Source organism: Uliginosibacterium sangjuense, from assembly GCF_059132465.1.
Genome location: NZ_CP101132.1, coordinates 19,327 through 44,574, shown reverse-complemented (window position 1 = coordinate 44,574; position 25,248 = coordinate 19,327). Strand labels below are relative to the sequence as shown.

Below are 25,248 nucleotides of genomic sequence, written 5' to 3'. Positions count from 1 at the left end.
GGGGCTGCGGGTCCAGGTGGGTGGGCGAGCGTTGCCGAAATGCGAACGGGTCGGTGCGAACTTGGCAATGGAATTGCTGCACTCGGCGCAGCAAGATTGGTGCCGTCATCCCTCGTTTCCGGTGTTGCCCCATGTCCCAGCGCGTCGACGTGTTCAAGATTCCCTGCCGTGGTCCGGCCGACCTGTCCGGCGTCGAAAGCCTGCTGGCCAGCGGAGTGCTGCGCGCCGAGGACATCGTGGCGGTGATGGGCAAGACCGAGGGCAACGGCTGCGTCAACGACTTCACCCGCGACTACGCCTCGCACGCCTGGTGTGCGCTGCTTGCACCGCGCCTGGGCATCACCCCCGCCGCGGTGCATGCCCGGGTGGCACTGGTCATGTCAGGCGGCACCGAGGGGGTGCTGTCGCCGCACTTCAGCGTGTTCGCGCGGCGCAACGAGGCGGCGGCGCCGGTCGCCGGCAAGCGCCTGGCCGTGGGCGTGGCCTTCACCCGCGACTTCGCGCCACACGAGATCGGCCGCCTGGCCCAGGTGCAGGCCACCGCCGAGGCCGTGGCTGCGGCGATGCGCGACGCCGGCATCACGGACGCGGCCGATGTGCACTTCGTGCAGATCAAGTGCCCGCTGCTCACCGCCGACAAGATCCGCGCCGCCCACGCCTGCGGCGCCGACACGGTGACGCATGACACCTACGAATCCATGGGCGCCTCGCGCGCCGCCTCGGCATTGGGGGTGGCCTGCGCGCTGGGCGAGATCGACGCCGCCGCGCTGCGCGAGGCGCAGATCCAGCGCGACTGGTCGCTGTACTCGGCACGCGCCTCGACCTCCTCCGGCATCGAACTCGACAACAACGTGGTCATCGTGCTGGGCATGAGTGACGCGGCACACAGCGACTATGTGATTGACCACGGCCTGATGCAGGACGCCATCGACGTCAGCGAGTTGCGGCGCTGCCTGCGCACGCGCTTCGCCATCGACCCGGATACCCAGGCCGCGCTGCTGCGCGAACGTCTGGTCAACATCTTCGCCAAGGCCGAGGCCTCACCCGACGGGAGCGTGCGCGGCGCACGCCACACCATGCTCGATGACTCCGACATCAATGCCACCCGCCATGCGCGCGCCGCCGTCGGCGCTGCGCTGGCCTCGGTGCTGGGCGACACCGCGCTGTACGTGTCGGGCGGCGCCGAACACCAGGGGCCGGCCGGTGGCGGGCCCTTCGCCCTCATCCTGCGGGCTTAGGGCCCCCTCTTTCTCCCCAGCGTTCCAGAAAGGAAACCCATGAAACGCGCACTCTCCATCCTCGCCACCAGCCTCGCGCTCGGCGTGTTCGCCGCCTCGCCTGCCGCCGCGCAGGAGCTCACCAAGATCAAGTTCACGCTGGACTGGAAGATCCAGGGCGTGCACGCCTGGTTCTACTGGGCGCAGGACAAGGGATACTTCAAAGACGAGAAGCTGGACCTCACGATCGACCAGGGCGAAGGCTCGGCGGCCAGCGTCACGCGCGTGATGAGCGGTACCTACCAGGCCGGCTTCGGCGACATCAACGCCATCGTGCAGAACGCCGCGGTGCGCCCCGAGCAGGCGCCGGTGATGGTCTACATGCTGTACAACCGCGCGCCCTTCGCGCTGATCACCAAGACCGACAGCCCGATCAAGACGCTCAAGGACGTGGAGGGCAAGAAGCTGGGTTCGCCGGCCGGTGCGGCCGCCTCCAAGGTCTTCACCGCGCTCGCCAAGAAGAACGGCGTCGACGAGAAGAAGGTCGAGTGGCTCAACATGGCGCCCAACCTGCAGGAGCAGATGCTGCTGCGCGACCAGGTCGATGCCTCGGCGGTGTTCTCCGCGACCAGCTACATGAACCTGGTCGCGATGAAGGTCGACCCGGATCGCGAGATCCGCTGGATCTTCTACAACGACCACGGTCTCGATCTGTACAGCAACGGCGTGCTGGTCTCGCAGCAACTGGCCAAGGACAAGCCACAAGCGGTGAGCGGCCTGGTACGTGCGGTCAATCGTGCGATCAAGGAATGCCTCGTGCAGACCGACGCCTGCATCGACAACCTGGCGAAGAACGAGCCGCTGATCAACAAGGAGATCGAGAAGCGCCGCCTGCAGTACACCGCGAAATCCCTGATGCTGACGCCGGAGACCGCGAGCCTCGGGCTCGGCGACGTGGATGACGCCCGCATGGCACGCGCCATCGCCCAACTGGACGAGAGCTATGGCCTGCCGCGCAGCCCGGCACCCGGCGAGGTGTTCAACCGCAGCTTCCTGCCGCCCAAGGCGGAACGCACGCTGAAATCCCCGTTCTAAGCGGCGACGCACACGCCGCACGGGGCGGCGTGTGCCTTCTTCACAGGAGCTTCACATGCACGCAGGCCAGCTTCGCGCCGACCACTTGCTGACCCGGCCAGGACAGGATGCGGAGCAGCACGGCGCTGCCCTCGCCTGGCAGGACGGCCGCCTGACCACGCTGGCCCCCACCGCCCAGGATGGCCGCGGGCTGATCGTGCTCCCCGGTCTGTGCAATGCGCACGACCATGCCCGCGCGGTGCGCGCCACCGCGCTGGGAGGCTTCGACCGTCCGCTGGAATCCTGGTTGATGTATCTGGGTGTCATTCCCGGCGTGGATGCCTACCTGGCCGCCGCCTCCTCGCTGGCGCGCTCTGCCCTGCGCGGGGCCGGCCGCGTGATGGTGCATTACACGCGCATCCAGGGCCTGGTGTCGCTGGTCGAGGAGGCGCAACAGGTGGCGCGTGCCGCGCAGGACGTGGGCGTGCAGGTCGGCTTCGCGGTAGCCATGCGTGACCGCCACAACCTCGCCTATGCCGACGATGCGAGCGTGTTGGCCAGCCTGCCACCCGAATTGCGCGCGCAAGTGGCGCCGCGCTTCGCCAAAGCGGCTGCCTCGCCCAGCGCGCAACTCGCGCTGGTCGAGGAGATCGCCGCCGCCTGCCACCGCCCCGGCTTCAACGTGCAGTACGGCCCCACCGGCGTGCAATGGTGTTCCGATGCGCTGCTGCGCGCGATTGCCCAGGCCTCGGCCGACACTGGCCGGCAGGTCCACATGCACCTGCTGGAGACGCGCTATCAGCGCGAATGGGCGGACCAGGCCTTCCCCCAGGGCATCGTCACCTACCTGCGCGACATCGGTCTGTTGAGCCCGCGCCTCACGCTGGCGCACTGCACCTGGGCACGCCCCGACGAGCTGGCACTGATCGCCGAGAGCGGCGCCTGCATCGCGGTGAACACCGGCTCCAACCTGGGCATCCGCTCGGGCATCGCCACGCTGGCGCAGATGCTGGCCGCCGGTTGCCGCGTAGCCATGGGTCTCGATGGTCTGGCGCTGGACGAAGATGACGATGCGCTGCGCGAACTGCGCCTGCTGCACCACCTGCACAAGGGCTGGGGCTACGAAACCACGCTGTCTCACGCCGATGCCTGGCGCATCGCCAGCGAGCAGGGCCGCCAGGCCATCTGCGGTATCGAGACGGACGCCACCCTGACCCCCGGCGCGCGTGCCGACCTGCTGGTGCTGGACGGCCAGCGCCTGATGGATGACCGCCTGTTCGACGATGTGCCGGTGCTGGACTTCGTGTTGGCACGCGCGACCGCCGGCCACATCCACCAAGTGGTGGTGGAGGGGCGCACGCTGGTGCAGGACGGGCAGGTATTGGGCGTGGACTATGCCGCGTTGATGGCCGAACTCCTGGCCCGGCTGCGCAGCACACTGCCCGGCGACGAGGCCTGGCGCCGCAGCGTGCGGGCGCTGGACGCCCAGCTTGCGCAGCGCTACTGCGGATGTTGCTAGGGCGTGCTCACGGTAGCCCCGCCGCTTGCGCGGCTACTGTGAACATGCCCTGACCACCCATGCGGGTTTCCGTCAGGACGCTGTCACACCGCGCCTGCTAACCTTGCAGCATGGACGCAAAGCACGACAAACAAGATGTCACGGGCGCGCCCGGCCAACCGGCGCGATGGATGAACCAGGCTAAGAATCGGGCGCAGGACCTGATCCACAGCGTGCGCAGCGGCCGCCTGCGGCGACCGGCCATCTGGCTCGCTGGCAGCCTGGCGGTGATCGGCATCCTGGGCGCGCTGGTCGCCCCGCCTCTGCTGCGCCCAGTCGTGGAGCGCGAAGCCAGCGCTGCGCTGGGGCGCGAGGTCAGGCTGGAGCGCCTGTCGCTCAACCCCTTCACCCTCAGTGCCACCCTGCATGGCCTGACGATCGCCGAAGCCGGCGGGCAAGGCGAGTTCGTCGCGGTCGGCGAGGCCTACGCCAACCTGTCCAGCACCTCGCTGTTGCGGCTCGCCCCGGTGCTCAAGGCGGTGCGTGTGTCCGGCCTGCGCCTGAACCTGGTGCGCGTGGCCGACAACCAGTACAACTTCAACGATCTGATCGAACGTTTCCGTCCCGCGCCCGACGCGCCCGCGACGCCGCCGACGCGCTTCGCGCTCTACAACATCGAGCTGCAGGACGGCGACATCCGCCTCGACGACCGCGTGACCGGCCAGCAACATCGCGTGGCGGACCTGCGCTTCGGCCTGCCCTTCGTCTCCAACCTGCCGGGCCGCGTCGACACTTTCGTGACCCCGCATCTGGCGGCCACGGTCAACGGCAGCCCCTTCGCGCTGGACGGGGAGCTGAAACCCTTCGCCGACCATCGCGAGGCCCATCTGCGGCTGCAACTGGAGCCGCAGGATCTCACCCGCTATCTCGCCTACCTGCCAGTCAAGCTGCCCCTGGCACTGAAGCAGGCCGAGCTGGGCCTGGACCTGCGCCTGCTGTGGAGCGAAGGTGCCACGCAGACGCTCGCGCTGCAGGGTGAGGTCGCCCTCGGCAAGCTGCGCGTGGAAACGCTGGAAGGCGGCGAGCTGCTGCAACTGGAGCGCCTGCGCCTCGCCCTCAAGCAGGTCGAGCCGCTGGCGCAACCGATGCGCCTCGAGCTGGCGGCGGTCGAGATCGAACGGCCGCGCCTGCGCCTGGAGCGCGACGCCCAGGGCACGCTGAGCATCGCGCGTCTGCTCGAGCTGCCAGCCCGGCCCAGCGCCACGCAGAAGGCCCAGCCCGCCACTCCGCCACCGCTCATTCAACTGGACCAGCTACGCCTGAGCGGCGGCAGCGCGCACTGGCAGGACGCCGCCGTACCCGGCAGCTACAGCGGCGGCGCGCGCGACATCGACCTGCAGCTCACCAACTTCGACCTCGCCGGCACACGCAAGGCCAGCCTGGACCTCGCCCTGCTGGGCGAGCGCGACGCGCGCCTCACGCTCAAGGGCAGCCTGCAGGGCACGCAGGCCGCCGAGCTGCAGGCCACGGTCGCCACCCTGCCCCTGGGGCAATACCTGCCCTACCTGCGCGGCGTGGTACGCAAGGGTGAGGTGCAGGGCATGCTGGAAGGCGAGGCGCATGTGCAGCTCAGCCGCCAGGACGAGGCGCTCAAGATCCTGGTCGACGGCGCGCGCGCCAAGCTGAGCGATCTGCGCCTGAGCGAACCCGGTCAGCGCCAGCCGGTGCTGCAGGTGGCCTCGGTGGAACTGGGCGGCCTCAGCGTGGACCTGGCGGAGCAGACCGTGCGCCTGGAGGAGTTCCGCAGCCAGGGCGGGCGGGCCGCGCTGATCCGCAGCAAGGAGGGCGAGCTGAACCTGTTGCGCCTGATCCAGGGCGACAAGGTGGCCGACGTGGCGCGTGAGGTGGCCGCCGAGATCCGCAGCAAGGAATGGGGCGTCACCGTCGCCAAGGCGAGCATCGACAACTGGGCCGCCAGCATGGAGGACCGCAGCGTAGACCCGGCAGTGCGCGTGCAGCTCGACCCGATCGCGCTGGAGCTGGCGAACCTCAGCAGCCTCGGCAAGACGCCGGGCGAGCTGAAGCTCAGCACCCGCGTCAATCGCAAGGGCAACGCGCGCATCGAAGGCCGGCTGAACATTGCCCCCCTGCGCGGCGACATGCGCGTCGGCCTGCAGGCGGTCGACGTGCTGATGGCCCAGCCCTATGTCGACGACGTGTTCCGCGTGCTGATCACGCGCGGCGAACTCAGCGCCAAAGGACAGCTCAAGTTCGACCTGGCCGACCTGGACAAGCCGCAGCTCAGCTATGCCGGCGATCTCGCACTGCAGGACTTCAACTCGCTGGACACCCTCAACGACACCGACTTCCTGCGCTGGAAGCGCTTCGGCCTGAGCGGCACCGACATCCAGCTCAACCCACTGCGCCTGCACGCCAAGGAAGTTGCGCTGGAGTCCTTCTACACCCGCCTGATCCTCGACCAGCAGGGGCGCTTCAACCTGCGGGAGCTACGCGCGCACGACGAGGATGCGCCGGCCGCCACTGCGGCGCCGGCACCGACCGGTGACAAGCCGCTGGACCTCGACCTGCGCATCGACCGCCTGGTGTTCGACCAGGGCGACGTGAACTACAGCGATCGCTTCGTGAAGCCCAACTACGACGCCCACCTGCTGCGCGTGAAAGGCAGCGTGGAAGGCCTATCCTCCGACCCGGCCTCGCTCGCCACGCTGGCCATCGGCGCCGCCCTGGATGGCAACGCGCCGGTCGTCATCAACGGCAAGCTCAACCTGCTGCGCCAGGACCGCTACCTCGACCTCAAGGCCCAGGTCAGCGACGTGGACCTGACCGGCGTGTCGACCTACTCCGCCAAGTACGTGGGCTACGGCATCACGCGCGGGCGCCTGTCGATGACGCTGGACTACAGCATCCGCGACCGCAAGCTCAGCGCGCAGAACCAGGTCTTCCTCGACCAGCTCACCTTCGGCGACAAGGTGGAGAGCCCCGACGCGGTGGACCTGCCGGTCAAGCTGGGCGTGGCGCTACTCAAGGACAGCAAGGGCCAGATCGACCTCAACCTGCCGATCAGCGGTTCGCTGGACGACCCGCAGTTCAGCGTGGGCGGCGTCATCTGGAAGGTGATCGTCAACCTCTTCACCAAGGCGATCACCTCGCCCTTCACCCTGCTTGGCTCCATGTTCGGCGGCAATGCCGAGGAGCTGGCCTTCGTCGACTTCGCACCAGGCTCGGCGGCCATCACGCCGGCCGCCGAAGAGAAGCTCAAGTCCGTGGCACGCGCACTGACTGAACGCCCCGCGCTGACCCTGGACATCACCGGCCGCGCCGACGCCGCCGCCGACACCAGCGGGCTCAAGCGCGAGCTGCTGGAGGGCAAGCTGCGCACCCTCAAGGCCGAAGCCATGGTCAAGCGCGGCGAGAGCGTGGCCGAGGTGGACCGCCTGGCGATCACCCCCGAAGAACGCGAAGCCCTGCTGCGCGAAGCCTACAAGCGGGAGAAGTTCGAGAAACCGCGCAATGCCATCGGCCTGGTGCGCGACCTGCCGCCGGCCGAGACCGAGAAGATGATCCTCGACCACACCGAGGTGCGCGCCGAGGACCTGCAGGCCCTGGCCAGCCGCCGTGCCAGCGCGCTGCGCAACTGGTTCCTCGGCCCGGGCGGCCTGCCTCAGGACCGCGTCTTCCTGCTCGCCGCCAGCGGGGAGGACAAAGCCAAGCAGGCCACGCGCGCGGACTTCACGCTGCGCTGAGCGTCAGCCTCGCGGGGGGCTGCGCCAGCCAGTCCGGCCCACTGCTGGCCGGACACCCGCCCCATCAGGGCAGGGTGATCGGCCAGGCGTTCGACACCGCGCCGCTCGCGTCGACCACGTAGAGCCAGGCCGGCCCTGCAGCCAGGCCGCTGCGCAGCAAGGGGGCGGTAATGCTGTTGCCGGACCAGGCACTGGCGGGCAGGGGGATGCGCTGGGTGCTGGCGGACCAGCTCGCGGCATTGGCCAGCACGAGGCGCGCAGGGCTGGTGTCGAGGTAGTGATCGTCGTACCAGACGCTCACGCCATTCGTGCTGCCCGGGTTGAGCCAGTAGTCCATGCCGATCACGAGGTAGCTGCAGTTCAGCACCTGCGTGGCATCGCTGCGCACCTGCAAGGCCCTGCGGTTGATCTGCAGATTGCCATTCACCCAGGTGAGGTGCTGGCCATTGCTCTGGCCGATGTCATTGAGGCGGTAGTACTCCTCGACCTGGTACCAGGTGTCCTCCTTGAGCGGAATCACCGTGCCGCTGCCCATGTGAGTCTCGCCTGCCCAGCCTTCGTCGCGCGTGCCGTCGCGGCGCAGGATGCCGCCCTGCACGCCACCGGCCAGCGTCTTGTCGCTGTCATAACGATTGGCGCTCGGGCCCACCGGGTAATAGCTCGAATAGAACTTGGGGCTGCCGCCATAGCAGTCGCCACTCACTTCCATGCCGCTGCGGTTGAACTTGAGCTGCGCGATGCGCCCACCATTGGTGCGGAACTTGATGCGATAGCTGAGATACAGCTCCTGGCTGCTGAAACCACGTACCGCGATATGCGGGAAGGATTCCTCGACTGAACCTTCCGGCGAGGCGGGCCCGGCGTGCGACTGGTGCAGCAGGGACTTGCTGCCGCTGAATGCCGCCGAGGCATCCACCGTCGTCGTGCCGCCGAAGCCACCGTAGTTGTGATAACCGAAGCTCGCCGGGGCCGCCCCTGTGGTGCGGCCATCGAAGTCTTCGAACTTCAGGGGCGCGGCTTGCGTCCGGCTGCCAAAGCCCGTGCCCGTGACGGTCACGCTGTTCGCACTGACGCTTGCGGCGCTGATGGCCAGGCCGGCACCCGCACCGCTGGAGGAGCTGGAGGATGAGCTACCGGAGGAGCTGGCGGCGGCCTCCTGACCGGCGCCACCGCCACCGCCGCAGGCGACCAGTGCACCGAGCGACAGCAGGCAGGGAAACAGACAGGCCAGGGAGATATGGGACATGGTGACGCTCGCTGAAAGACGCGGACTCAAGGCAACTGGTGGCCGCGTGTGCCGCGTCGCGCGTCACCGGCAGGCAGCCCCATGAGCGGGCCGCTGCCGACGAGCGCGCTGGTGTTGCTGCGGGTGCTGCCCGAGGCCGCCGTGTCGAAACCGTAGCTGCCCTGCCACACGCTCCAGCTCATGTCGTTGCCGGTGCACTCGCTGTCCTTGAAAGCCAGGGCGTGGCTGCTCTCGATGAGGTTGGCCGCCACGCTCATCTGGCTCGCCAGGCCCGCCGGGCGGCTCTGGCACGACAGCCCGCCGTAGGGCGTGCGCGTGCCACTGCTGATGAGGTTGTGCGAGATGCGCGTGCCGCTGCTGCTCGGGTTGAACGGCCCCCAGTTCACGCCGATACCCGCATTGAGCAGCGTGTTGTGATGCACATCGTGGTTGCGCATGTAGCAGCTCGTCTGGAAACACTGCACGCCCAGATGAATGCCCGCGTTGATCAGCAGGTTGTGGTGGATGTGCAGGTCGGCCGAGTTGTCCTGCGCCGAGACCTGGATGCCCATGCTGCTGCGGTTGGCGTCCGAGAAGACGATGTAGTTCTCACGGTAGGTGTTGTGCTGCGAGTTGTCCTTGTCATGGAAACCGCCGAAGACCTTGCCGAGGTTCAACTGGTTGTTCTCGATGATGGATTCCCCGGCGTCGAACAGCGTGGTCGCGTAGCCGTTGCCGACGTAAGCCCCGAAGTCGTTGTCCTGGATCAGCAGCTTGTGGCGCCAGGCCGTGCCCGCGTCACCCCAGCCGTGGATGAAGGCGGGGTTCTCGCCGTTGTTGGCCGCCTCGCCATCGAGGAAGCGGTTGTTGCGGATCACCAACCCGGCCTTGCTGGGGTCGCTGACGATGCCCCATTGCCGGACGCCCTTGAGGTCGAATCCCTCGATGCGCGCAGCCGGCGCCGTGTCGCTGCCCACGCTGATGTCACCGGACTTGTTGAAGTCGAGGGTCACGACCTCGTCCGGGTAGGCCAGCAGTTGCTTGGACTTGTCGTCATAGAGCTTCACCGCGCCGGTGAGATAACTGCCCCGGCGCAGCACGATGGCCTGATTCGGACTGGAGTTGGCCAGCGCATAAGCCAGGGTCTTGTAGGGCGCCGCACGGCTGCCGCGGCCGGCTGCGTCCACCCCGTCCGTCGCGACGAACAGGAAGCGCGCGGCGGCCGACTGGATGGTGAAGCTCTGCGTCAGCGTCTTCTGCACGCTGGCGCTGTCGCGGATCTCCAGCGTCAGCACATAGACGCCCTCCGTGGCCGGCGTGAAGCGTACGGTGCCGCGGCGGAAATCGAGTGAGACGCCAGCGGTGCTCTGCGCCACGCCGTCGAGGGTCAGGCTCTGGAGGCGATATTCATACGGGAAGATGCCGCCCGCCACGCCAGGCCGGCTCTCGTAGGGAAGGCCGGGATAGGCAATGTCGCGCAGCCCCAGGCGCACGGTCAGCGCCGCGTTGGGCAAGGTGTCGGGCAGGCTGAGCGAGGCGCCGGGCTGGGTCACGCAGCGCACGAAGATCGGGCTGCCATCGGCCGGCACCGATGCCGGTGCCAGTGCGGAGACGGCGCAGCTCTGACCGGCCGGTTGAGTGTCGATGCTCAGACCCAGCGGCGTGCCCGGCGTGGCCGGGCCCAGGCTATAAGGCTCGTTCAGGGTCGCCGTGACTTTGCTGCTGCCGCGCGCCAACACGAGCTGCCCACCCAATGCCAGGCCCTGCACTCGCAGCGTGAGCGCGGCAACCGGCGCGACGCCGCTGGACGAGCCCCCCGAGGAACTGGCGGCCTCGCCACCGCCGCTGCTGGTGCCTGCCCCACCCCCACCGCCACCACCGCAAGCGACCAGGACGAGACACGCGCATGATGCGGCGACGCCCGCGTGAGCGGAAAAGTGTCGGAAGGCGGAGAACAGTGGGCGCATCTCGGCTCGCTTGCGTGATGGGGGCATCGCGGCCGCCCATGCTCACGCGACGGCATCGCGTGATGCGCAATCTATGCGAAGCCCCCGTCCAGGCCGTTCGTCACTGCCAGTCGGCGTGACCCGGCGTCGGCATCCCCACTCAGGCGCTGCGTAGCGCCCACACCGCGAGCAGCAGCGACAAGGCGCAGCCCAGCGCCAGCCAGCGCAAGGCGCGCCGGTTGGTCTCGATGCGCCGCACCAGCAGCGTGTTCTGCTCGGCCAGCGCCTTGATCAGCGCGGAGGACTCCTGCAACTGTGCGTGCAGCGCTTCGTGGCGCTGCTCCAGCTCGACCAGGCGGCGGCTGGCATCCGGCAGGCTGGCCGGCGCTTCCGCCGGCGGCGGCGAAGGGGCGGGCGCCGTGTCGCTGCCACCGCGCACGGTCTTCCACAGCTTGCGCGCGCCCTCGGCGATCTTCGGCGCGTTGGCCACCACCTCGCCCCAGGGCACGGCCTGCAGTACGGTCAGCCAGGGTATCGGCATGTGCTTCCTTTCAATGCTTGTCGATCCGTTTGGTTCGCCGGGCCGCAGCGGAGTTCCCGCGCGGGCTCACCAGCGCACCACGGCGCCGCCATCGAACACATGACCCGAGCGGGCCGCCTGATGGTGGATGAAGATGTTCTCGCTCGGCAGGCCACAGCGTGTGGCCAGACTGGTGGCGACACAGTCGAGCATGGTCTCGACCAGCTCCGGCGCATTGAAGTCCGGACTCAGGATGTCGACCAGCAGCGGATGCGAATCCGCCGGCTGCCCGCTCGCCGCCTGCCCGGCCACTGCGTAGGTGCCGGCCGGCATCACCTGCCAGGTGGCGCTGACGTGCTCCAGCGCGATGCCGGTGGCGGCGGCGAAATCCCGTGTCAGACCCTCCAGCAACGGGGCGGGATCGAAGCTTGCGGGCATCGGCAGACTGCGGACATGGATGAAGGGCATGGCGACTCCTCTCAGTGCTGGAAGAGTAGGGCAATCAACAGCGCGAGAAGAGGCAAGGCCACGCGCTGGAGCAGGAAGCGCCCCAGCAGAAGGGTCAGCGACGCGGCGACCAGGGTGCCGTAGGTATGCAGGGTGTACATGCCGCTGTCCTCCCGATTCTCCCGAGTGGCTGGAGTCTGATCCATCGCGGCGCCCACCGGAAGACGGACCGCCGGAAAAATGTGCTTGACAGGGCGAGGCTGGGCACCTAAGTTAACCGAAAGGTTAAATACAGGTCTGCCATGCATACCGATCCACTCAGCGCCACCTTCGCCGCCCTCGCCGACCCGACGCGGCGCGCCATCCTGGCCCGCCTCGCCCAGGGCGAGACCACGGTGACGGAACTGGCCGCCCCCTTCGACATGAGCCTGCCGGCGGTGACCAAGCACCTCAAGGTGCTGCAGCGCGCCGGCCTGGTCAGTCAGGGGCGGCAGGCGCAATGGCGCCCCTGCAAGCTGGAGGCCAAGCCGCTGCAGGACGCCTCCGGCTGGATCGAGCAGTACCGCCAGTTCTGGGAGCAGCGCCTGGATCGCCTGGAGGACTACCTGCGCGAGCTGCAGGCGATGGAGCAGGACAAATGAGCCGCGTCAGCCATGGCAGCGTCACGCTGAGCCGTCACTACGCCCACCCACCGGCCCGCGTGTTCGCCGCTTTCGCCGAGCCCGCCGCACGCATGCGCTGGTCGGCCCCGGCCGGCGACGCGATCGTGTTCGATGCGGCGGACTTCCGCGTCGGCGGGCAGGACCGCTTCCGCTGCGGCCCGCCGCCCGCGCTCGACTATGCCGGCGACATCCGCTACGAGGACATCGTGGCCGGGCGACGCATCCTGTTCGTCGAGACGGTGAGCCATCTCGACACCCGTCTGTCATCCGCGCTGTGCACCGTGGAACTGCAGGCCGAGGGTGCGGGCACCCGGCTCGACTTCACCGCACAGATCGCCTGCCTCGCGGACGCGGGCATGATCGACAACTACCGCGCGGGCTGGTGCCTGGTGCTGGAGCAGCTCGCAAGCGAGCTGGAGGGTCGCGCATGATTTCCGTGCTGCTCGGCGGCGCTTCGTCCGACCCCGAGAACCGGCTGCACTTCGCGCGCCAGCTCGATGCGCCGCGCGAACAGGTCTTCAAGCTGTGGACCGAGCCGCGTCACCTCGCACGCTGGTGGCTGCCACGTCACTTCACCCAGGTGGATATCCGCGAGATGGACGTACGCCCCGGTGGCCGCCTGCTGATCCACATGCGCACCGGCGAAGGCAATGAGCTGGTCAGCGACAACCGCTTCCACGAGGTCGTCGCGCCCGAGCGCCTCGTCTACCGCGAGACCTGCCATTACGACGGCGCGCTGTTTCACCGTGGGCTGCAGACCATCCGCTTCCATGCGCAAGGGCAGGGCACGCGGCTGGAGGTCCAGTGCGACATGGAATGGGTCGAGGGCCGGCCCGCGCAATGGACGCCCGACAGCATGCGCCGCCTGTGGCAGGAAGGCTGGCAGGACAACGGCCAGTGCATGGCCCGCTATCTCGATACCTTGAAGGAAACCCCGCAATGAGCGCATCGATTCACCCCGACCAGGCCTTGTGCGAGATCGTCATCGAGCGCGAGCTGGACGCCCCGCGCGAGTTGGTCTGGCGTGCCATGACGCAGCCCGAGCACGTGGCGAACTGGTGGGGGCCAAATGGCTTCACGACCACTATCCACAAGATGGACTTCCGCGTTGGCGGCGCCTGGAAGCACACCATGCACGGCCCCGACGGCACCGACTACCCGAACAGCAGCGTGTTCCGCGAGATCGTCGAGCCCGAGCGCCTGGTCTATCAGCATGGCGGCGCGCGCAAGGGCGGCCCCGGGGCCAACTTCACCGCCACCTGGCTGTTCGAGGCACTGCCCGGCAATCGCACGCGGGTCACGATCCGCATGGTGTTCGACACGCCGGAAGAACGCGAACTGGTGATCCGCGAGTACGGCGCCATCGAGGGCGGCAAGCAGACCCTGGGTCGCCTGGCCGCCTACCTGCCCACGATGGTTTGAGCACGCAGCGCGAATGCTGACGCGAAGACGCCACGACGCGTCATCGCGTGAGCGTTTGCCGGCGGTTGCAGACCGCCGCAATACGAGACAGCCCCACAACCCGAACGGAGAACGAAGATGCGTGTCATGGTGATCATCAAGGCCGACAAGGACAGCGAAGCCGGCGTCATGCCCAGCGAGCAACTGCTGACCGACATGGGCAAGTACAACGAGGAGCTGGTCAATGCCGGCATCATGCAGGCCGGCGAAGGCCTGCACCCCACTTCGCGCGGTGCGCGGGTCAAGTTCACGGCCGCAGGCCAGGTGGTGACCCATGGCCCCTTCGCCCAAACCGGCGACCTGATCGCCGGCTTCTGGCTGTGGCAGGTGAGCTCGCTGGATGAGGCCATCGCCTGGGTCAAGCGTTGCCCCCAGCCGATGGCGGGCGAGCCGGAGATCGAGATCCGCCCGGTCTTCGAGGCCGCCGACTTCGGCGAAGCCCTCACCCCCGAGCTGCTGGCGCAGGAAGAGCAACTGCGCGCCAGGGTCGAACAGCAACTCGCGGCCTCGGGCCGCTGACCCACAAACACGCAGACCACCCCCAAGGAGAACCCACATGGACACCGGCACCGTTCACCTCCACCGCGTGCTGCGCAGCAGCCCGCAGAAGATCTACCGCGCGTTCACCGAAGCCGCTGCGCTGGCGCGCTGGCTGCCGCCCTATGGCTTCCTGTGCCAGGTGCACGAACTGGAGGCGCGCGTCGGCGGTCGCTTCCGCATGTCCTTCACCAACTTCGGCAGCGGCAGCAGCCATTCCTTCGGCGGCGAGTACCTGGAACTGGTACCGCATGAGCGCATCCGCTACACCGACCAGTTCGACGACCCGAACCTGCCTGGCACGCTGATCGTCACGGTGACGCTGACGCCGGTGTCCTGCGGCACCGAGTTGCGCGTGGTGCAGGAAGGCATCCCGGCGGCGATCCCGGTCGAGATGTGCTACCTCGGCTGGCAGGAGTCGCTGGCCCAGTTGGCCAATCTGGTCGAGCCGGACATCCCCGGCTGAACACGGCAAAGCAAGGAGGCATGACGATGAAGTACACCGGAAGCTGCCACTGCGGCCAGATCCGCTTCGAGGTCGAGGGCGAACTGAGCGGCGCGCTGGCCTGCAACTGCTCGATCTGTCAGCGCAGGGGCTCCTTGCTGTGGTTCGTGCCACGCACGAGCCTGCACCTGCTGACCCCGGAGAGCGACGCCGCGACCTACACCTTCAACAAGCATGTAATCAAACACCGCTTCTGCAAGACCTGCGGCATGCACCCCTTCGGCGAAGGCGTCGACCCCAAGGGCAATGCGATGGCGGCGGTGAACATCCGCTGCCTGGAGGGCATCGAACTCGACGCCATTCCCGTCCAGCACTACAACGGCCGCGACCACTGATCGTCGCCCCCAACCCACGGAGAGCATCACGATGACCACCATGAACACCTACCTCAACTTCCCCGGCAACGCGGAGGAAGCCTTCAACTTCTACAAGTCGATCTTCGGCGGCGAGTTCGCAATGCTGTCGCGCTACAAGGACGGCCCGCCCATGGAAGGCGGTGGCGAGCTGCCGCCGGCCCTGGGCGAGAAGATCCTGCACGTCTCCCTGCCCATCGGCGGCAACATGCTGATGGCCAGCGACGCGGTGCCGCCGATGTGCCCCCCGGTCACGCCGGGTACCAACGTCTCGATCTCGCTGCACCCGGACAGCGAGGCCGAGGGCAAGCGCCTGTTCGACGCGCTGTCCGCCGGCGGCCACATCCAGTGCCCCTACCAGCCGATGTTCTGGGGCGCCATCTTCGGCATGTGCGCGGACAAGTTCGGCATCCAGTGGATGGTGAACTACGAGCAGCCGAAGTCCTGAGGCGGATGTCATGCAGAACGTCAGCACCTGCCTGTGGTTCGCCAGCCAGGCCGCCGAGGCGGCGGCCTTCTACGTCAGCCTGTTCCCGAACTCGCGCATCATCGACACCCTGTACTACCCCGAGGGCGGACTCGCCCCGGCCGGCACGGTGCTGACCGTGCAGTTTGCGCTGGATGGGGTGGAGTACCTGGCGCTCAACGGTGGGCCGCACCATCCGTTCTCGCCGGCCATCTCGATGGTGGCCTACTGCGATTCGCAGGCGCAGCTCGACCGGCTGTGGGATGCCTTGCTGGCCGGCGGCCGCGCCGACCAGTGCGGCTGGCTGAGCGATCGCTACGGCGTGTCCTGGCAGATCGTGCCGCGTCAGATGCTGACCCTGCTCCAGTCCGAGGACAAGGCTGCCGTGCAGCGTGCCTTCGCCGCCCTGATGACGATGATAAAGATCGACATCGCGGCGGTGCAGGCCGCCTTCGACGGTCGCTGAAGGAGCCGGGAGCAAGTGGCCTATCTATCCGATACCATCGCGCTGTCGCTCACCGGCTGTGAGCGGTTTCGTCATGCCCGGAGAGAGAAGCCCATGTCCGCCACGCCGCATCCGTCCGACTGCCCCACCGCCCACACCGGCGACACGGAAGTGTTGATCACCCGCGTACTCGATGCGCCACGCGAACTGGTGTTCCGCACCTGGACCGAAGCCGCGCACATCGCGCGCTGGTGGCTGCCACCCGGCTTCACCAACACGGCCTGCGAGGTCGACCTGCGGGTGGGGGGCCGCTTCTTCATCGGCATGCGCAGCCCGGAGGGCGTCGACTATCCCTGCGAGGGCCACTACGAAGAGATCACGCCGCACGAGCGCCTGGTCTTCCGTGGCATCGGCCACGATGGCCACCCCTGCGGCAGCGGCGTGCCGCCGCGCAGCCGGGTCACGGTCAGCTTCGTCGAGCAGGGCCGGCAGACGCGCCTGACCATCCGCGCCAGCTTCGTCTCCGCCGAGATGCGCGAGGCGGCACGGGCCGAGGGCTTCGAGACGAGCTGGCAGGGCGCGCTGGAGGGCTTCGCGGGCTACCTCGCTTCGCTGGGGTAAGCGTCCAAGGCACGACGCGTCCTTGATGCGCCTGGGCCCATTGCCGTCATTCCCGCGGAAGCGGGAATCCACTTCAACGCACGATGCAGCAACCAGGGAACATGTGGATTCCCGCGTTCGCGGGAATGACGGGAAAACCAATGCGCGAACGCCAACCCTGTGTCTACCTACTGGCAAGCCAACGGGAGGGAACACTCTATGTCGGCGTCACCTCAGACCTCGTTCAGCGCGTATGGCAACACAGGAACGAATCGGTACCTGGCTTTACCGAAAAGTACGGTGTTCATCGCCTGGTCTGGTACGAACAACACGCAACGATGGAGTCAGCCATTCAACGTGAAAAGCAGATCAAGAAATGGAATCGGGCCTGGAAGATCGAATTGATCGAAAAGGACAACCCTGACTGGCGTGACTTGTGGGATCAGATCGCCCAATGAAGCCCTACGTCATGCCCCGCGCAAGGCAGCCCGAGCAACGCGCAACCACTACCCTCGTCATTCCCGCGAAGGCGGGAATCCACTTCAACGCACGATGCAGCAACCAGGGGACATGTGGATTCCCGCGTACGCGGGAATGACGAAGCGCATTTTTACCCGCGTACCCGCACGGTCGTACCAGCCGAAGAAAAGCATCCGGGCGCCAGAACGCCCACCAGACAGAGAGAGCCACAACCATGAGTAGCCCCGATTTCAACGCCACCCACGCCGCGTCAGACGCCCCCATCTCGCTGCGCGACCGCCGCTGGCTGGCCATGTTCCTGCTGTGCCTGGGCGAGCTGATGATCGTGCTCGACACCACCATCGTGAATGTCGCGCTGCCCTCGATCCGCACCGACCTCGGCTTCTCCGAGTCGCACCTGGCCTGGGTGGTGAACGCCTACATGCTCACCTACGGCGGCTTCCTGCTGCTGGGTGGGCGCCTGGGCGATCTCTATGGCCACCGCCGCATGTTCCTCGTCGGCATCGTGCTGTTCACGCTGGCCTCGCTGGGCTGCGGCGTGGCCAGCTCGCAGGGCTTCCTGATCACGGCCCGTGCCCTGCAGGGCCTGGGCGGCGCGGTGGTGTCGGCGGTCGCGCTGTCGCTGATCATGGATCTGTTCACCGAGGCCGGCGAGCGGGCGCGCGCCATGGGGGTGTTCAGCTTCGTGTGCGCGGCCGGCGGTTCCATCGGCGTGGTCGCCGGCGGCGTGCTGACCGACGCCTTCGACTGGCACTGGAACTTCCTCGTCAACATCCCGCTGGGTCTCGCGGTGTTCGAGCTGTCGCGCCGCCTGCTGCCGCGCGACCCGGTGCATGAGACGCGACCCACGCTGGACGTGGGCGGCGCGCTCACGGTCACCAGCTCGCTGCTGCTCGCCGTGTATGCCATCGTCAATGGCAACGAGGCCGGCTGGACCTCGGTGCAGACGCTGGGCCTGCTGGGCGCGGCCGCCATGCTGATGGGCTGCTTCGTGTGGATTGAATCTCACGTTACCGCACCGCTGATGCCACTGCGCCTGCTGCGGGTGCGCAGCGTGGCAGTATCCAACCTGGTCGGCATGCTGTGGGCGGCCGCCATGTTCGCCTGGTTCTTCCTGTCCGCGCTGTACCTGCAGCAGGTGCTGGGCTACAGCCCGCTGCAGGTAGGCCTCGCCTTCCTGCCCTCCAACCTGATCATGGCCGCCTTCTCGCTGGGCCTGTCGGCCAGGCTGGTCATGCGCTTCGGCAACCGCATCTGCATCGCGGCGGGCATGGCCATGGTCACCCTGGGGCTGGGGCTGTTCGCCTTCGCGCCGGTGCAGGGCGAGTTCCTGCTCCACGTGCTGCCGGCCATGCTGCTGCTGGGCCTGGGGGCCGGCATGGCGCTCAACCCGGTGCTGCTGGCCGCCATGAGCGAGGTCTCGCCCAGCGAGTCGGGCCTGGCCTCGGGCATGGTCAACACCGCCTTCATGATGGGCGGCGCGCTCGGGCTGGCGGTGCTGGCCAGCGTCGCGGCCGCGCACAGCGGTGCCTTGCTGGCCCAGGGCACGGAGGCCTTGCTGGCGCAGACGCGCGGCTACAACCTCGCCTTCCTGGTCGGCACCGTGTTCGCCCTGGTCGCCACCTTGCTGGCCGCCCTGCTGCCGCGCCGCGACCGCGACGCGGACGCCGATGGCGACGCCCGGCCGGTGGCGCTGGAAGAGGCGCGCAGCGAGGCCTGAGAGCCTGTTCACGAGCTTTGGCACGGTGTTCAAACCCCTCCCCAACCCTCCCCTTGTCAGGGGAGGGCGTTCGCTGCGGCCCGAAAGGAAGGCGGAGGGCGATCGATCAAGCCGCCTTGATCTCAAGCGGCGTCCGCGTGGCACGAGCTGGCTATACTCGCCGCCCCTCCCGCGTATTCACGAAAGCCCGCCATGTCCGCCATTCCCGCCTGCCCCGTCTGTTCGATGGAGAACACCTACCCGGACGGCGACAACTACGTGTGCGCCGATTGCGGCCATGAGTGGCCACAAGTCGCCGCCGCCCTGGAAGACGAGGGCCGCATCGTGCGCGATGCCAATGGCACCGTCCTGCAGGACGGCGACTCGGTGGTGCTGATCAAGGACCTCAAGGTCAAGGGCTCCTCGATCACGCTGAAGCAAGGCAGCAAGGTCAAGAGCATCCGCCTGGTCGGCGACGGCGACCACGAGGTCGACTGCAAGCTGGACGAGGGCAAGTTCATGCTCAAGGCCTGCTTCCTGAAGAAGGTCTAGGGCCGTTCGCGAGCGGGAGGACGACGGCCTCAAGCCTGAACCCCTCCCGGCCTCCCCTTACAAAGGGGAGGAGCTCCTTTGCGGGGGCACGGCCATACCCTCCCCTTTGTAAGGGGAGGGCTGGGGAGGGGTTCGCATGAGGGGCAAGAGATCACGCCCAGCATGTAGGGCGGATGCCGCAGGCGATCCGCCGGTTCATTCTTGCGCAGCCTGATCTGTCCGCGAGGCCGCCTTGCTGCGCTTGGTACTGAACAGCGGCACGGCACCCCCTGACCGCTCGGCTAAACTGGCGCCCTTGCCCATCCTCGTCTGCGCCCTGCGATGTCGCTTCACGCCAACCTGCTGTGTCACCCCGCCACGCCCTGCGCCGCCCTGCACGCGCTGACGGTGAGCGTGACGCGACAGGACGCGGGCTGGCTACTCGTCTACCGCCTCGCGGGCGACATCGACGCGCTGCGTATCCCGTCACCCAGCACGCACCCTGCCGCCACTGACGGCCTGTGGCAGCGCACCTGCTGCGAGCTGTTCGTGGCCTCAACCGGCGAGGCCTACCGCGAATTCAACTTCTCGCCTTCCGGCGACTGGGCGGCCTATGCCTTCTCGACCTGTCGCCAGCGCGTGGACTGGGTGCCGCCCGCCGCGCCGCAGATTCGTGTGCAAGCCGAGGCGGAGGCCCTCACGCTGAGCGCCTTCCTGCCCATCGCACTGCTGCCGTCGCCGCCCCTCGCCCTGGGCCTGACAGCGGTGATCGAAACGGCTGACGGGCAGCTCAGCTACTGGGCGCTGCAGCACGCCAGCGAGCGCCCCGATTTCCACCGCCGCGAGTCCTTCACCCTCGCGCTTTGAATTCCACACAGCCATGACCCAACCCGTCCTCTTCGGCCTCGACCGCCTGCTCTCCGACCCCATGCTGCGTGCCCCTCTGGCCGGGCGTCGCGTGGCGTTGCTGGCCCACCCGGCGTCCGTGACGCGCGAACTGGGCCACGCGCTGGACGCGCTGGCCACCTGCCCCGAGATCACGCTGACGGCCGCCTTCGGCCCGCAGCACGGCTTGCGTGGCGACAAGCAGGACAACATGGTCGAGTCGCCGGACTTCCGCGACCCGCAACTGGGCATCCCGGTGTTCAGCCTCTACGGCGAGGTGCGCCGCCCCACCGACGCGATGATGGCGACATTCGATGTGCTGCTCGTCGACCTGCAGGACCTGGGCTGTCGCATCTACACCTTCATCACCACATTGAGGTACGTGCTGGAGGCGGCCGCGCAGCACGGCAAGGCGGTGTGGATGCTGGACCGCCCGAACCCGGCCGGCCGGCCGGTGGAAGGCCTGCGCCTGCGTGCCGGCTGGGAGAGCTTCGTCGGCGCCGGCCCGCTGCCCATGCGCCACGGTCTGACGATGGGCGAGCTGGGCCACTGGTTCATCGCGCAACTCGGCCTGCAACTGGAATACCGCGTGATCGAGATGCAGGGCTGGCAGCCCGAGGCCGCGCCCGGCTACGGCTGGCCGGAAGAGCGCGCCTGGATCAATCCCAGCCCCAACGCAGCAAATCTCTCGATGGCGCGCGCCTATGCCGGCACGGTGATGCTGGAAGGCACGACCCTGTCCGAAGGGCGCGGCACCACCCGCCCGCTGGAGCTGTTCGGCGCGCCGGACATCGATGCCCGCGCGGTGATCGCCAAGATGCGCGCACTCGCCCCGCAGTGGCTCGCCGGCTGCGTGCTGCGCGAGATCTGGTTCGAGCCGACCTTCCATAAGCATGTCGGCAAGCTGTGTGCCGGCGTGCAGATCCATGTCGAGACCGCGCATTACGATCACGCGGCCTTCCGCCCCTGGCGCCTGCAGGCGCTGGCCTTCAAGGCGATCCGCTTGCTGTATCCGGACTACCCGCTGTGGCGCGACTTCGCCTACGAGTACGAGCACGAGCGGCTCGCCATCGACCTCATCAACGGCTCGCCGCTGTTGCGCGAGTGGGTGGATGACGCGACTGCCACGCCCGCTGATCTCGATGTGATCACGCTGCCGGACGAGCAGGGCTGGCTCGCCGAGCGCGAAGCCTTCCTGCTCTATCGCTGAGGGCTCAACGCGCCGCTGTCTTGTGGGTATCCGGCAGGAATGCCGTCAGCATGCCCAGCAAGGGCAGCCAGGCACACAGGCGATAGACGTACTCGATGCCCTGGTGATCGGCCAGCACGCCCAGCACGGCGGCGCCAATGCCGCCCATGCCGAAGGCGAAGCCGAAGAACAGACCCGACACCGTGCCGACCTTGCCAGGGATCAGCTCCTGCGCATAGACCAGGATGGCCGAGAAGGCCGAGGCCAGCACGAAGCCGATGATGAAGCTCAGCACGCCGGTAGCCGTGAGGCCCACATAGGGCAGCACCAGCGTGAAGGGCGCGACGCCCAGGATGGAAATCCAGATCACCCGCTTGCGCCCGATGCGGTCGCCGATCGGGCCGCCCAGCAGGGTGCCGGCCGCCACCGCGAACATGAACACGAACAGGTACATCTGCGCGGTCTGCACGTCGAGCGCGAAGCGGTGCATCAGGTAGAAGGTGTAGTAGCTGCCGATGCTGGCCATGTAGAAATACTTGGAGAAGATCAGCAGCAGCAGGATCGCGATGCCGCGCACCACCACGCGCGTGGGCAGTGGCGCATGCGCTGCGCCGGCACGCTGGGTGCGTGGCGCCAGATGCTGGTGGCGGTACCACAGGCCGATCTGCCACAGCACGAACATCGCCAGCAGCGCGGCCAGGCCGAACCAGGACAGGCTGTGCTGGCCGTGCGGGATCACGAACCAGGCCGCCAGCAGCGGGCCCAGCGCGGTGCCGCTGTTGCCGCCGACCTGGAAGATCGACTGCGCCAGCCCGTGCTGGCCGCCCGAGGCCAGGCGCGCGATGCGCGAGGATTCCGGGTGGAACACCGAGGAGCCCGTGCCGACCAGGGCCGAGGCGATCAGCACCGTGTGGAAGTCCGTCGCCATGCCCAGCAGCAACAGGCCGCACAGCGTGCTGCCCATGCCCACCACCAGCGAGAAGGGCTTGGGGTACTTGTCGGTGTAGAAGCCCACCATGGGCTGCAGCAGCGAGGCGGTGATCTGGTAGGTCAGGGTGATCATGCCGATCTGCACGAAGCTCAGCGAGAAGTTGTCCTTGAGCAGCGGGTAGATGGCCAGGATCAGCGACTGGATCATGTCGTTGAGCAGGTGCGCGAAGCTGATCGCACCCAGCACCTTGTAGTGCGTGCGCGGCGCGGCCGGGGGCGCGGCGTCGGCGGCCGGGGTGGGCAGGGTCGTGGCGGATGAGGTCTGCATGGCGACGCGGACAGGACGGGAGCGAACCGCGATGCTAGTGGCCAGGCAAGCGCCTGTCCTGCGAGAATGCGGCATGGAGCTTCGCGAAAATGGCACTTCATCCCCCGCGTCGTCCCTGCGCAGGCAGGGACCCAGTGGCTTCGTCTTTCCTGTCGCCCGGGCCGGGCTGCCGCGAAAGACGCTGGATGCCTGCCCCCGATCAGGTCGAGGGCAGGCTCTGCGCAGGCATGACGGCGAGGGCGCACGCCCTCGCAACACAATCAGGCCATTACCATGACACTTGGCTCCGCCACCGCCCTCTCCACCGAAGCCACCACCAAGCGCGTCGTCATCCCCGATGTGCACGGCCTGGATCGCAGCGAGATGCCGGTCACCGCGCTGGCCGCCGACTACCTGCCGACCGAGGAGACCGGGCGCCACAGCCATCCGCACATCCAGTTGATCCATGCGGTGCGCGGCGTGATGGTGGTGGGCACCGCGCAGGGTCAGTGGATCGTGCCGCCCACGCGCGGCCTGCTGATGCCGCCCGACACGCCGCACTGGATCCGCATGGTCGGCGAGGTGCGCATGCGCACCGCCTTCATCCGTCCCGAACGGGTGCCCGACCTGCAGCAAGCCTGCCGCGTGCTGCGCGTGTCGCCGCTGCTGCGCGAGCTGATCCTGGCCGCCATCGAGTTGCCGCTGCCCTATGGCCCCGGCTCACGCGGTGAGCATGTGGCGCGCCTGCTGCTCGACGAGCTGCTGACTATGGAGGCCCTGCCGCTGAGCCTGCCGAACCCGCGCGACGCACGCCTGCAAGCCATCTGCGAGACGCTGGCGGCGCAGCCCGACGACCCGAGCACGCTGCGCGACTGGGCGCAGCGCCTGGCCGTCGACCCCAAGACCATCCACCGCCTGTTCCTGCGCGAGACGGGCATGAGCTTCGGCCAGTGGCGCCAGCAGGCGCGCCTGCTCGCCGCGCTGGAGCAACTGGCCGCCGGCGCGCGCGTCATCGACGTCGCGCTGCAGCTCGGCTACGCCAGCCCGACCGCGTTTTCCACCATGTTCAAGCGCCAGTTCGGCGTGTCGCCGAGCGCCTTCTTCGACTGAAGAAGCCGGCCGCCCGCGCGCCGATTCGCCTTGCCCCCGCCCAGCGGCTAAAATCGCGGGTTCGAATTGACGGCGCCGACCTTCCACGCGCGTGCGCCTTGCTTGGAGACCCCCTCGATGTACCAGTCCGCCCTGATCCAGGACCTGCATGACCGTGGCCTGATTGCCCAGACCACCGACGCGCAGGCGCTCGACGAACGCCTGGCCAAGGAATCGGTGACGCTCTATTGCGGCTTCGACCCCACCGCGGACAGCCTGCACCTCGGCCACTTGGTGCCGGTGCTGGTGCTCAAGCGCTTCCAGCAGGCCGGGCACAAGCCCATCGCCCTGGTCGGCGGCGCCACCGGCATGATCGGCGACCCCAGCTTCAAGGCCAGCGAGCGCAAGCTCAACACACCCGAGGTGATCGCCGGCTGGGTCGACAAGATCCGCGCCCAGGTCGCGCCCTTCCTGTCGTTCGAAGGCGCCAACGCGGCCATCATGGCCAACAACTACGACTGGTTCGCCGGCATGGGCGCGCTGGAGTTCCTGCGCGACATCGGCAAGCACTTCTCGGTCAACGCGATGATCAAGAAGGAGTCGGTGCAGCAGCGCATCAACCGTGACGACCAGGGCATCTCCTACACCGAGTTCTCCTACAGCCTGCTGCAGGGCTACGACTTCGCCGAGCTGTACCGCCGCCACGGTTGCGTGCTGCAGATCGGCGGCTCGGACCAGTGGGGCAACATCACCGCCGGCACCGACCTGACGCGCCGCCTGCATCAGCACCAGGTGTACGGCCTCACGCTGCCGCTGGTGACCAAGGCCGACGGCACCAAGTTCGGCAAGACCGAGTCCGGCGCCATCTGGCTCGACCCGAAGAAGACCTCGCCCTACGCCTTCTACCAGTTCTGGCTGAACACCGCAGACGCCGACGTCTACAAATTCATGCGCTACTTCACCTTCCTGTCGGTGGCCGAGATCGAGGCCATCGAGGCCAAGGACAAGGCCAGCGGCGGCAAGCCCGAGGCGCAGCGCATCCTGGCCGAGCAGGCGACCGCGCTGGTGCACGGCCAGGCCGCACTGGAGGCGGCGCAGCGCATCACCCACAGCCTGTTCTCAGGCGATCTGGCGAGCCTCACCGAGGCCGACCTGGAACAACTCGCGCAGGACGGCGTGCCCGGCACGCAGATCGCGCGCGACGCGGGCAGCCTGATCGACGCGCTGGTGGCCTGCGGTCTGGCCAAGTCGAAGAGCGAGGCGCGCACCTTCATCCAGGGCGGCAGCGTGGCCATCAACGGCGCCAAGGCCGAAGCGCTGGATCACCAGATCGGCGAGGCCGAGCGCCTGTTCGGCCGCTTCACCCTGCTGCGCCGGGGCAAGAAGCAGTACGCGATGGTGCGCTGGGGCTGAGACGC

General features: G+C 68.0%; 27 protein-coding genes. 21 read left to right on the top strand and 6 right to left on the bottom strand.

What is annotated here, in order from left to right; all coding sequences use genetic code 11:
• Positions 1–131: 131 nt before the first annotated feature.
• From atzD to NMB43_RS00195, 4 genes are all read left to right on the top strand, one after another.
• The gene (atzD, locus tag NMB43_RS00210; RefSeq protein ID WP_494350135.1) at positions 132–1,238 is read left to right on the top strand and encodes a cyanuric acid amidohydrolase; all 1,107 of its coding nucleotides are present in this window, start codon (positions 132–134) and stop codon (positions 1,236–1,238) included.
• 39 nt (positions 1,239–1,277) lie between these two features.
• Complete coding sequence (locus tag NMB43_RS00205) at positions 1,278–2,312, top strand: ABC transporter substrate-binding protein (protein WP_494350134.1); 1,035 nt, start codon at positions 1,278–1,280, stop codon at positions 2,310–2,312.
• 55 nt (positions 2,313–2,367) lie between these two features.
• Positions 2,368–3,810, top strand: a complete 1,443-nt coding sequence (locus NMB43_RS00200; RefSeq protein WP_494350133.1) for an amidohydrolase family protein — start codon at positions 2,368–2,370, stop codon at positions 3,808–3,810.
• 170 nt (positions 3,811–3,980) lie between these two features.
• Positions 3,981–7,553 carry a DUF748 domain-containing protein gene (locus NMB43_RS00195; protein WP_494350132.1) on the top strand — a complete coding sequence of 1,191 codons (3,573 nt, stop codon included), beginning with the start codon at positions 3,981–3,983 and terminating at the stop codon, positions 7,551–7,553.
• A gap of 64 nt (positions 7,554–7,617) precedes the next feature.
• On the opposite strand, the gene NMB43_RS00190 is transcribed toward NMB43_RS00195, so the two are convergent.
• The 5 genes from NMB43_RS00190 to NMB43_RS00170 form a co-directional block, all read right to left on the bottom strand.
• A complete protein-coding gene (locus NMB43_RS00190) occupies positions 7,618–8,799 on the bottom strand; it encodes a hypothetical protein (RefSeq protein WP_494350131.1) in 1,182 nt (393 codons plus the stop codon).
• Between the two features lie 26 nt (positions 8,800–8,825).
• Positions 8,826–10,745 (bottom strand): right-handed parallel beta-helix repeat-containing protein, encoded by a 1,920-nt coding sequence (locus tag NMB43_RS00185; protein WP_494350130.1) that lies wholly within the window; start codon positions 10,743–10,745, stop codon positions 8,826–8,828.
• A 139-nt stretch (positions 10,746–10,884) separates the two neighbouring features.
• A complete protein-coding gene (locus NMB43_RS00180; RefSeq protein ID WP_494350129.1) occupies positions 10,885–11,265 on the bottom strand; it encodes a hypothetical protein in 381 nt (126 codons plus the stop codon).
• 66 nt (positions 11,266–11,331) lie between these two features.
• Positions 11,332–11,712 carry a hypothetical protein gene (locus tag NMB43_RS00175; protein ID WP_494350128.1) on the bottom strand — a complete coding sequence of 127 codons (381 nt, stop codon included), beginning with the start codon at positions 11,710–11,712 and terminating at the stop codon, positions 11,332–11,334.
• An 11-nt stretch (positions 11,713–11,723) separates the two neighbouring features.
• The gene (locus NMB43_RS00170) at positions 11,724–11,852 is read right to left on the bottom strand and encodes a hypothetical protein (RefSeq protein WP_494350127.1); all 129 of its coding nucleotides are present in this window, start codon (positions 11,850–11,852) and stop codon (positions 11,724–11,726) included.
• Between the two features lie 141 nt (positions 11,853–11,993).
• Between NMB43_RS00170 and NMB43_RS00165 the strand changes: the two genes are divergently transcribed.
• The 15 genes from NMB43_RS00165 (at position 11,994) to NMB43_RS00095 (ending at position 21,525) form a co-directional block, all read left to right on the top strand.
• Positions 11,994–12,332, top strand: a complete 339-nt coding sequence (locus tag NMB43_RS00165) for an ArsR/SmtB family transcription factor (RefSeq protein WP_494350126.1) — start codon at positions 11,994–11,996, stop codon at positions 12,330–12,332.
• A complete protein-coding gene (locus tag NMB43_RS00160) occupies positions 12,329–12,784 on the top strand; it encodes an SRPBCC domain-containing protein (RefSeq protein ID WP_494350125.1) in 456 nt (151 codons plus the stop codon). Before NMB43_RS00165 ends, NMB43_RS00160 begins: the two co-directional genes overlap by 4 nt.
• On the top strand, positions 12,781–13,296 hold the full coding sequence (locus NMB43_RS00155; RefSeq protein WP_494350124.1) for an SRPBCC family protein: 516 nt from the start codon (positions 12,781–12,783) through the stop codon (positions 13,294–13,296). Before NMB43_RS00160 ends, NMB43_RS00155 begins: the two co-directional genes overlap by 4 nt.
• Positions 13,293–13,775: an SRPBCC family protein gene (locus NMB43_RS00150; RefSeq protein ID WP_494350123.1), complete on the top strand. Its 483-nt coding sequence runs from the start codon at positions 13,293–13,295 to the stop codon at positions 13,773–13,775. Before NMB43_RS00155 ends, NMB43_RS00150 begins: the two co-directional genes overlap by 4 nt.
• Positions 13,776–13,892: 117 nt before the next feature.
• On the top strand, positions 13,893–14,333 hold the full coding sequence (locus tag NMB43_RS00145; RefSeq protein WP_494350122.1) for a YciI family protein: 441 nt from the start codon (positions 13,893–13,895) through the stop codon (positions 14,331–14,333).
• A 37-nt stretch (positions 14,334–14,370) separates the two neighbouring features.
• Positions 14,371–14,817, top strand: a complete 447-nt coding sequence (locus NMB43_RS00140) for an SRPBCC family protein (protein ID WP_494350121.1) — start codon at positions 14,371–14,373, stop codon at positions 14,815–14,817.
• Between the two features lie 26 nt (positions 14,818–14,843).
• Entirely contained in the window at positions 14,844–15,191 is a 348-nt protein-coding gene (locus tag NMB43_RS00135) for a GFA family protein (RefSeq protein WP_494350120.1), read from the top strand.
• A gap of 31 nt (positions 15,192–15,222) precedes the next feature.
• On the top strand, positions 15,223–15,657 hold the full coding sequence (locus NMB43_RS00130; RefSeq protein WP_494350119.1) for a VOC family protein: 435 nt from the start codon (positions 15,223–15,225) through the stop codon (positions 15,655–15,657).
• Between the two features lie 10 nt (positions 15,658–15,667).
• Entirely contained in the window at positions 15,668–16,141 is a 474-nt protein-coding gene (locus NMB43_RS00125; RefSeq protein ID WP_494350118.1) for a VOC family protein, read from the top strand.
• Positions 16,142–16,234: 93 nt separating this feature from the next.
• Positions 16,235–16,741, top strand: coding sequence for an SRPBCC family protein (locus NMB43_RS00120; protein ID WP_494350117.1), 507 nt, complete (start codon positions 16,235–16,237; stop codon positions 16,739–16,741).
• Between the two features lie 140 nt (positions 16,742–16,881).
• Positions 16,882–17,178, top strand: coding sequence for a GIY-YIG nuclease family protein (locus tag NMB43_RS00115; RefSeq protein ID WP_494350116.1), 297 nt, complete (start codon positions 16,882–16,884; stop codon positions 17,176–17,178).
• A gap of 236 nt (positions 17,179–17,414) precedes the next feature.
• A complete protein-coding gene (locus NMB43_RS00110) occupies positions 17,415–18,920 on the top strand; it encodes an MFS transporter (RefSeq protein ID WP_494350115.1) in 1,506 nt (501 codons plus the stop codon).
• Between the two features lie 192 nt (positions 18,921–19,112).
• Complete coding sequence (locus NMB43_RS00105; protein WP_494350114.1) at positions 19,113–19,451, top strand: zinc ribbon domain-containing protein YjdM; 339 nt, start codon at positions 19,113–19,115, stop codon at positions 19,449–19,451.
• Between the two features lie 321 nt (positions 19,452–19,772).
• The gene (locus NMB43_RS00100) at positions 19,773–20,297 is read left to right on the top strand and encodes a DOMON-like domain-containing protein (protein WP_494350113.1); all 525 of its coding nucleotides are present in this window, start codon (positions 19,773–19,775) and stop codon (positions 20,295–20,297) included.
• Between the two features lie 13 nt (positions 20,298–20,310).
• Entirely contained in the window at positions 20,311–21,525 is a 1,215-nt protein-coding gene (locus NMB43_RS00095; RefSeq protein ID WP_494350112.1) for an exo-beta-N-acetylmuramidase NamZ family protein, read from the top strand.
• A 4-nt stretch (positions 21,526–21,529) separates the two neighbouring features.
• On the opposite strand, the gene NMB43_RS00090 is transcribed toward NMB43_RS00095, so the two are convergent.
• Positions 21,530–22,762 carry an MFS transporter gene (locus NMB43_RS00090; RefSeq protein ID WP_494350111.1) on the bottom strand — a complete coding sequence of 411 codons (1,233 nt, stop codon included), beginning with the start codon at positions 22,760–22,762 and terminating at the stop codon, positions 21,530–21,532.
• Positions 22,763–23,035: 273 nt separating this feature from the next.
• Here NMB43_RS00090 and NMB43_RS00085 point away from each other — a divergent pair, with 273 nt between their 5' ends.
• Positions 23,036–23,851, top strand: a complete 816-nt coding sequence (locus tag NMB43_RS00085) for an AraC family transcriptional regulator (protein WP_494350110.1) — start codon at positions 23,036–23,038, stop codon at positions 23,849–23,851.
• Positions 23,852–23,968: 117 nt separating this feature from the next.
• Positions 23,969–25,243: a tyrosine--tRNA ligase gene (gene tyrS / locus NMB43_RS00080; RefSeq protein ID WP_494350109.1), complete on the top strand. Its 1,275-nt coding sequence runs from the start codon at positions 23,969–23,971 to the stop codon at positions 25,241–25,243.
• Positions 25,244–25,248 lie beyond the last annotated feature (5 nt).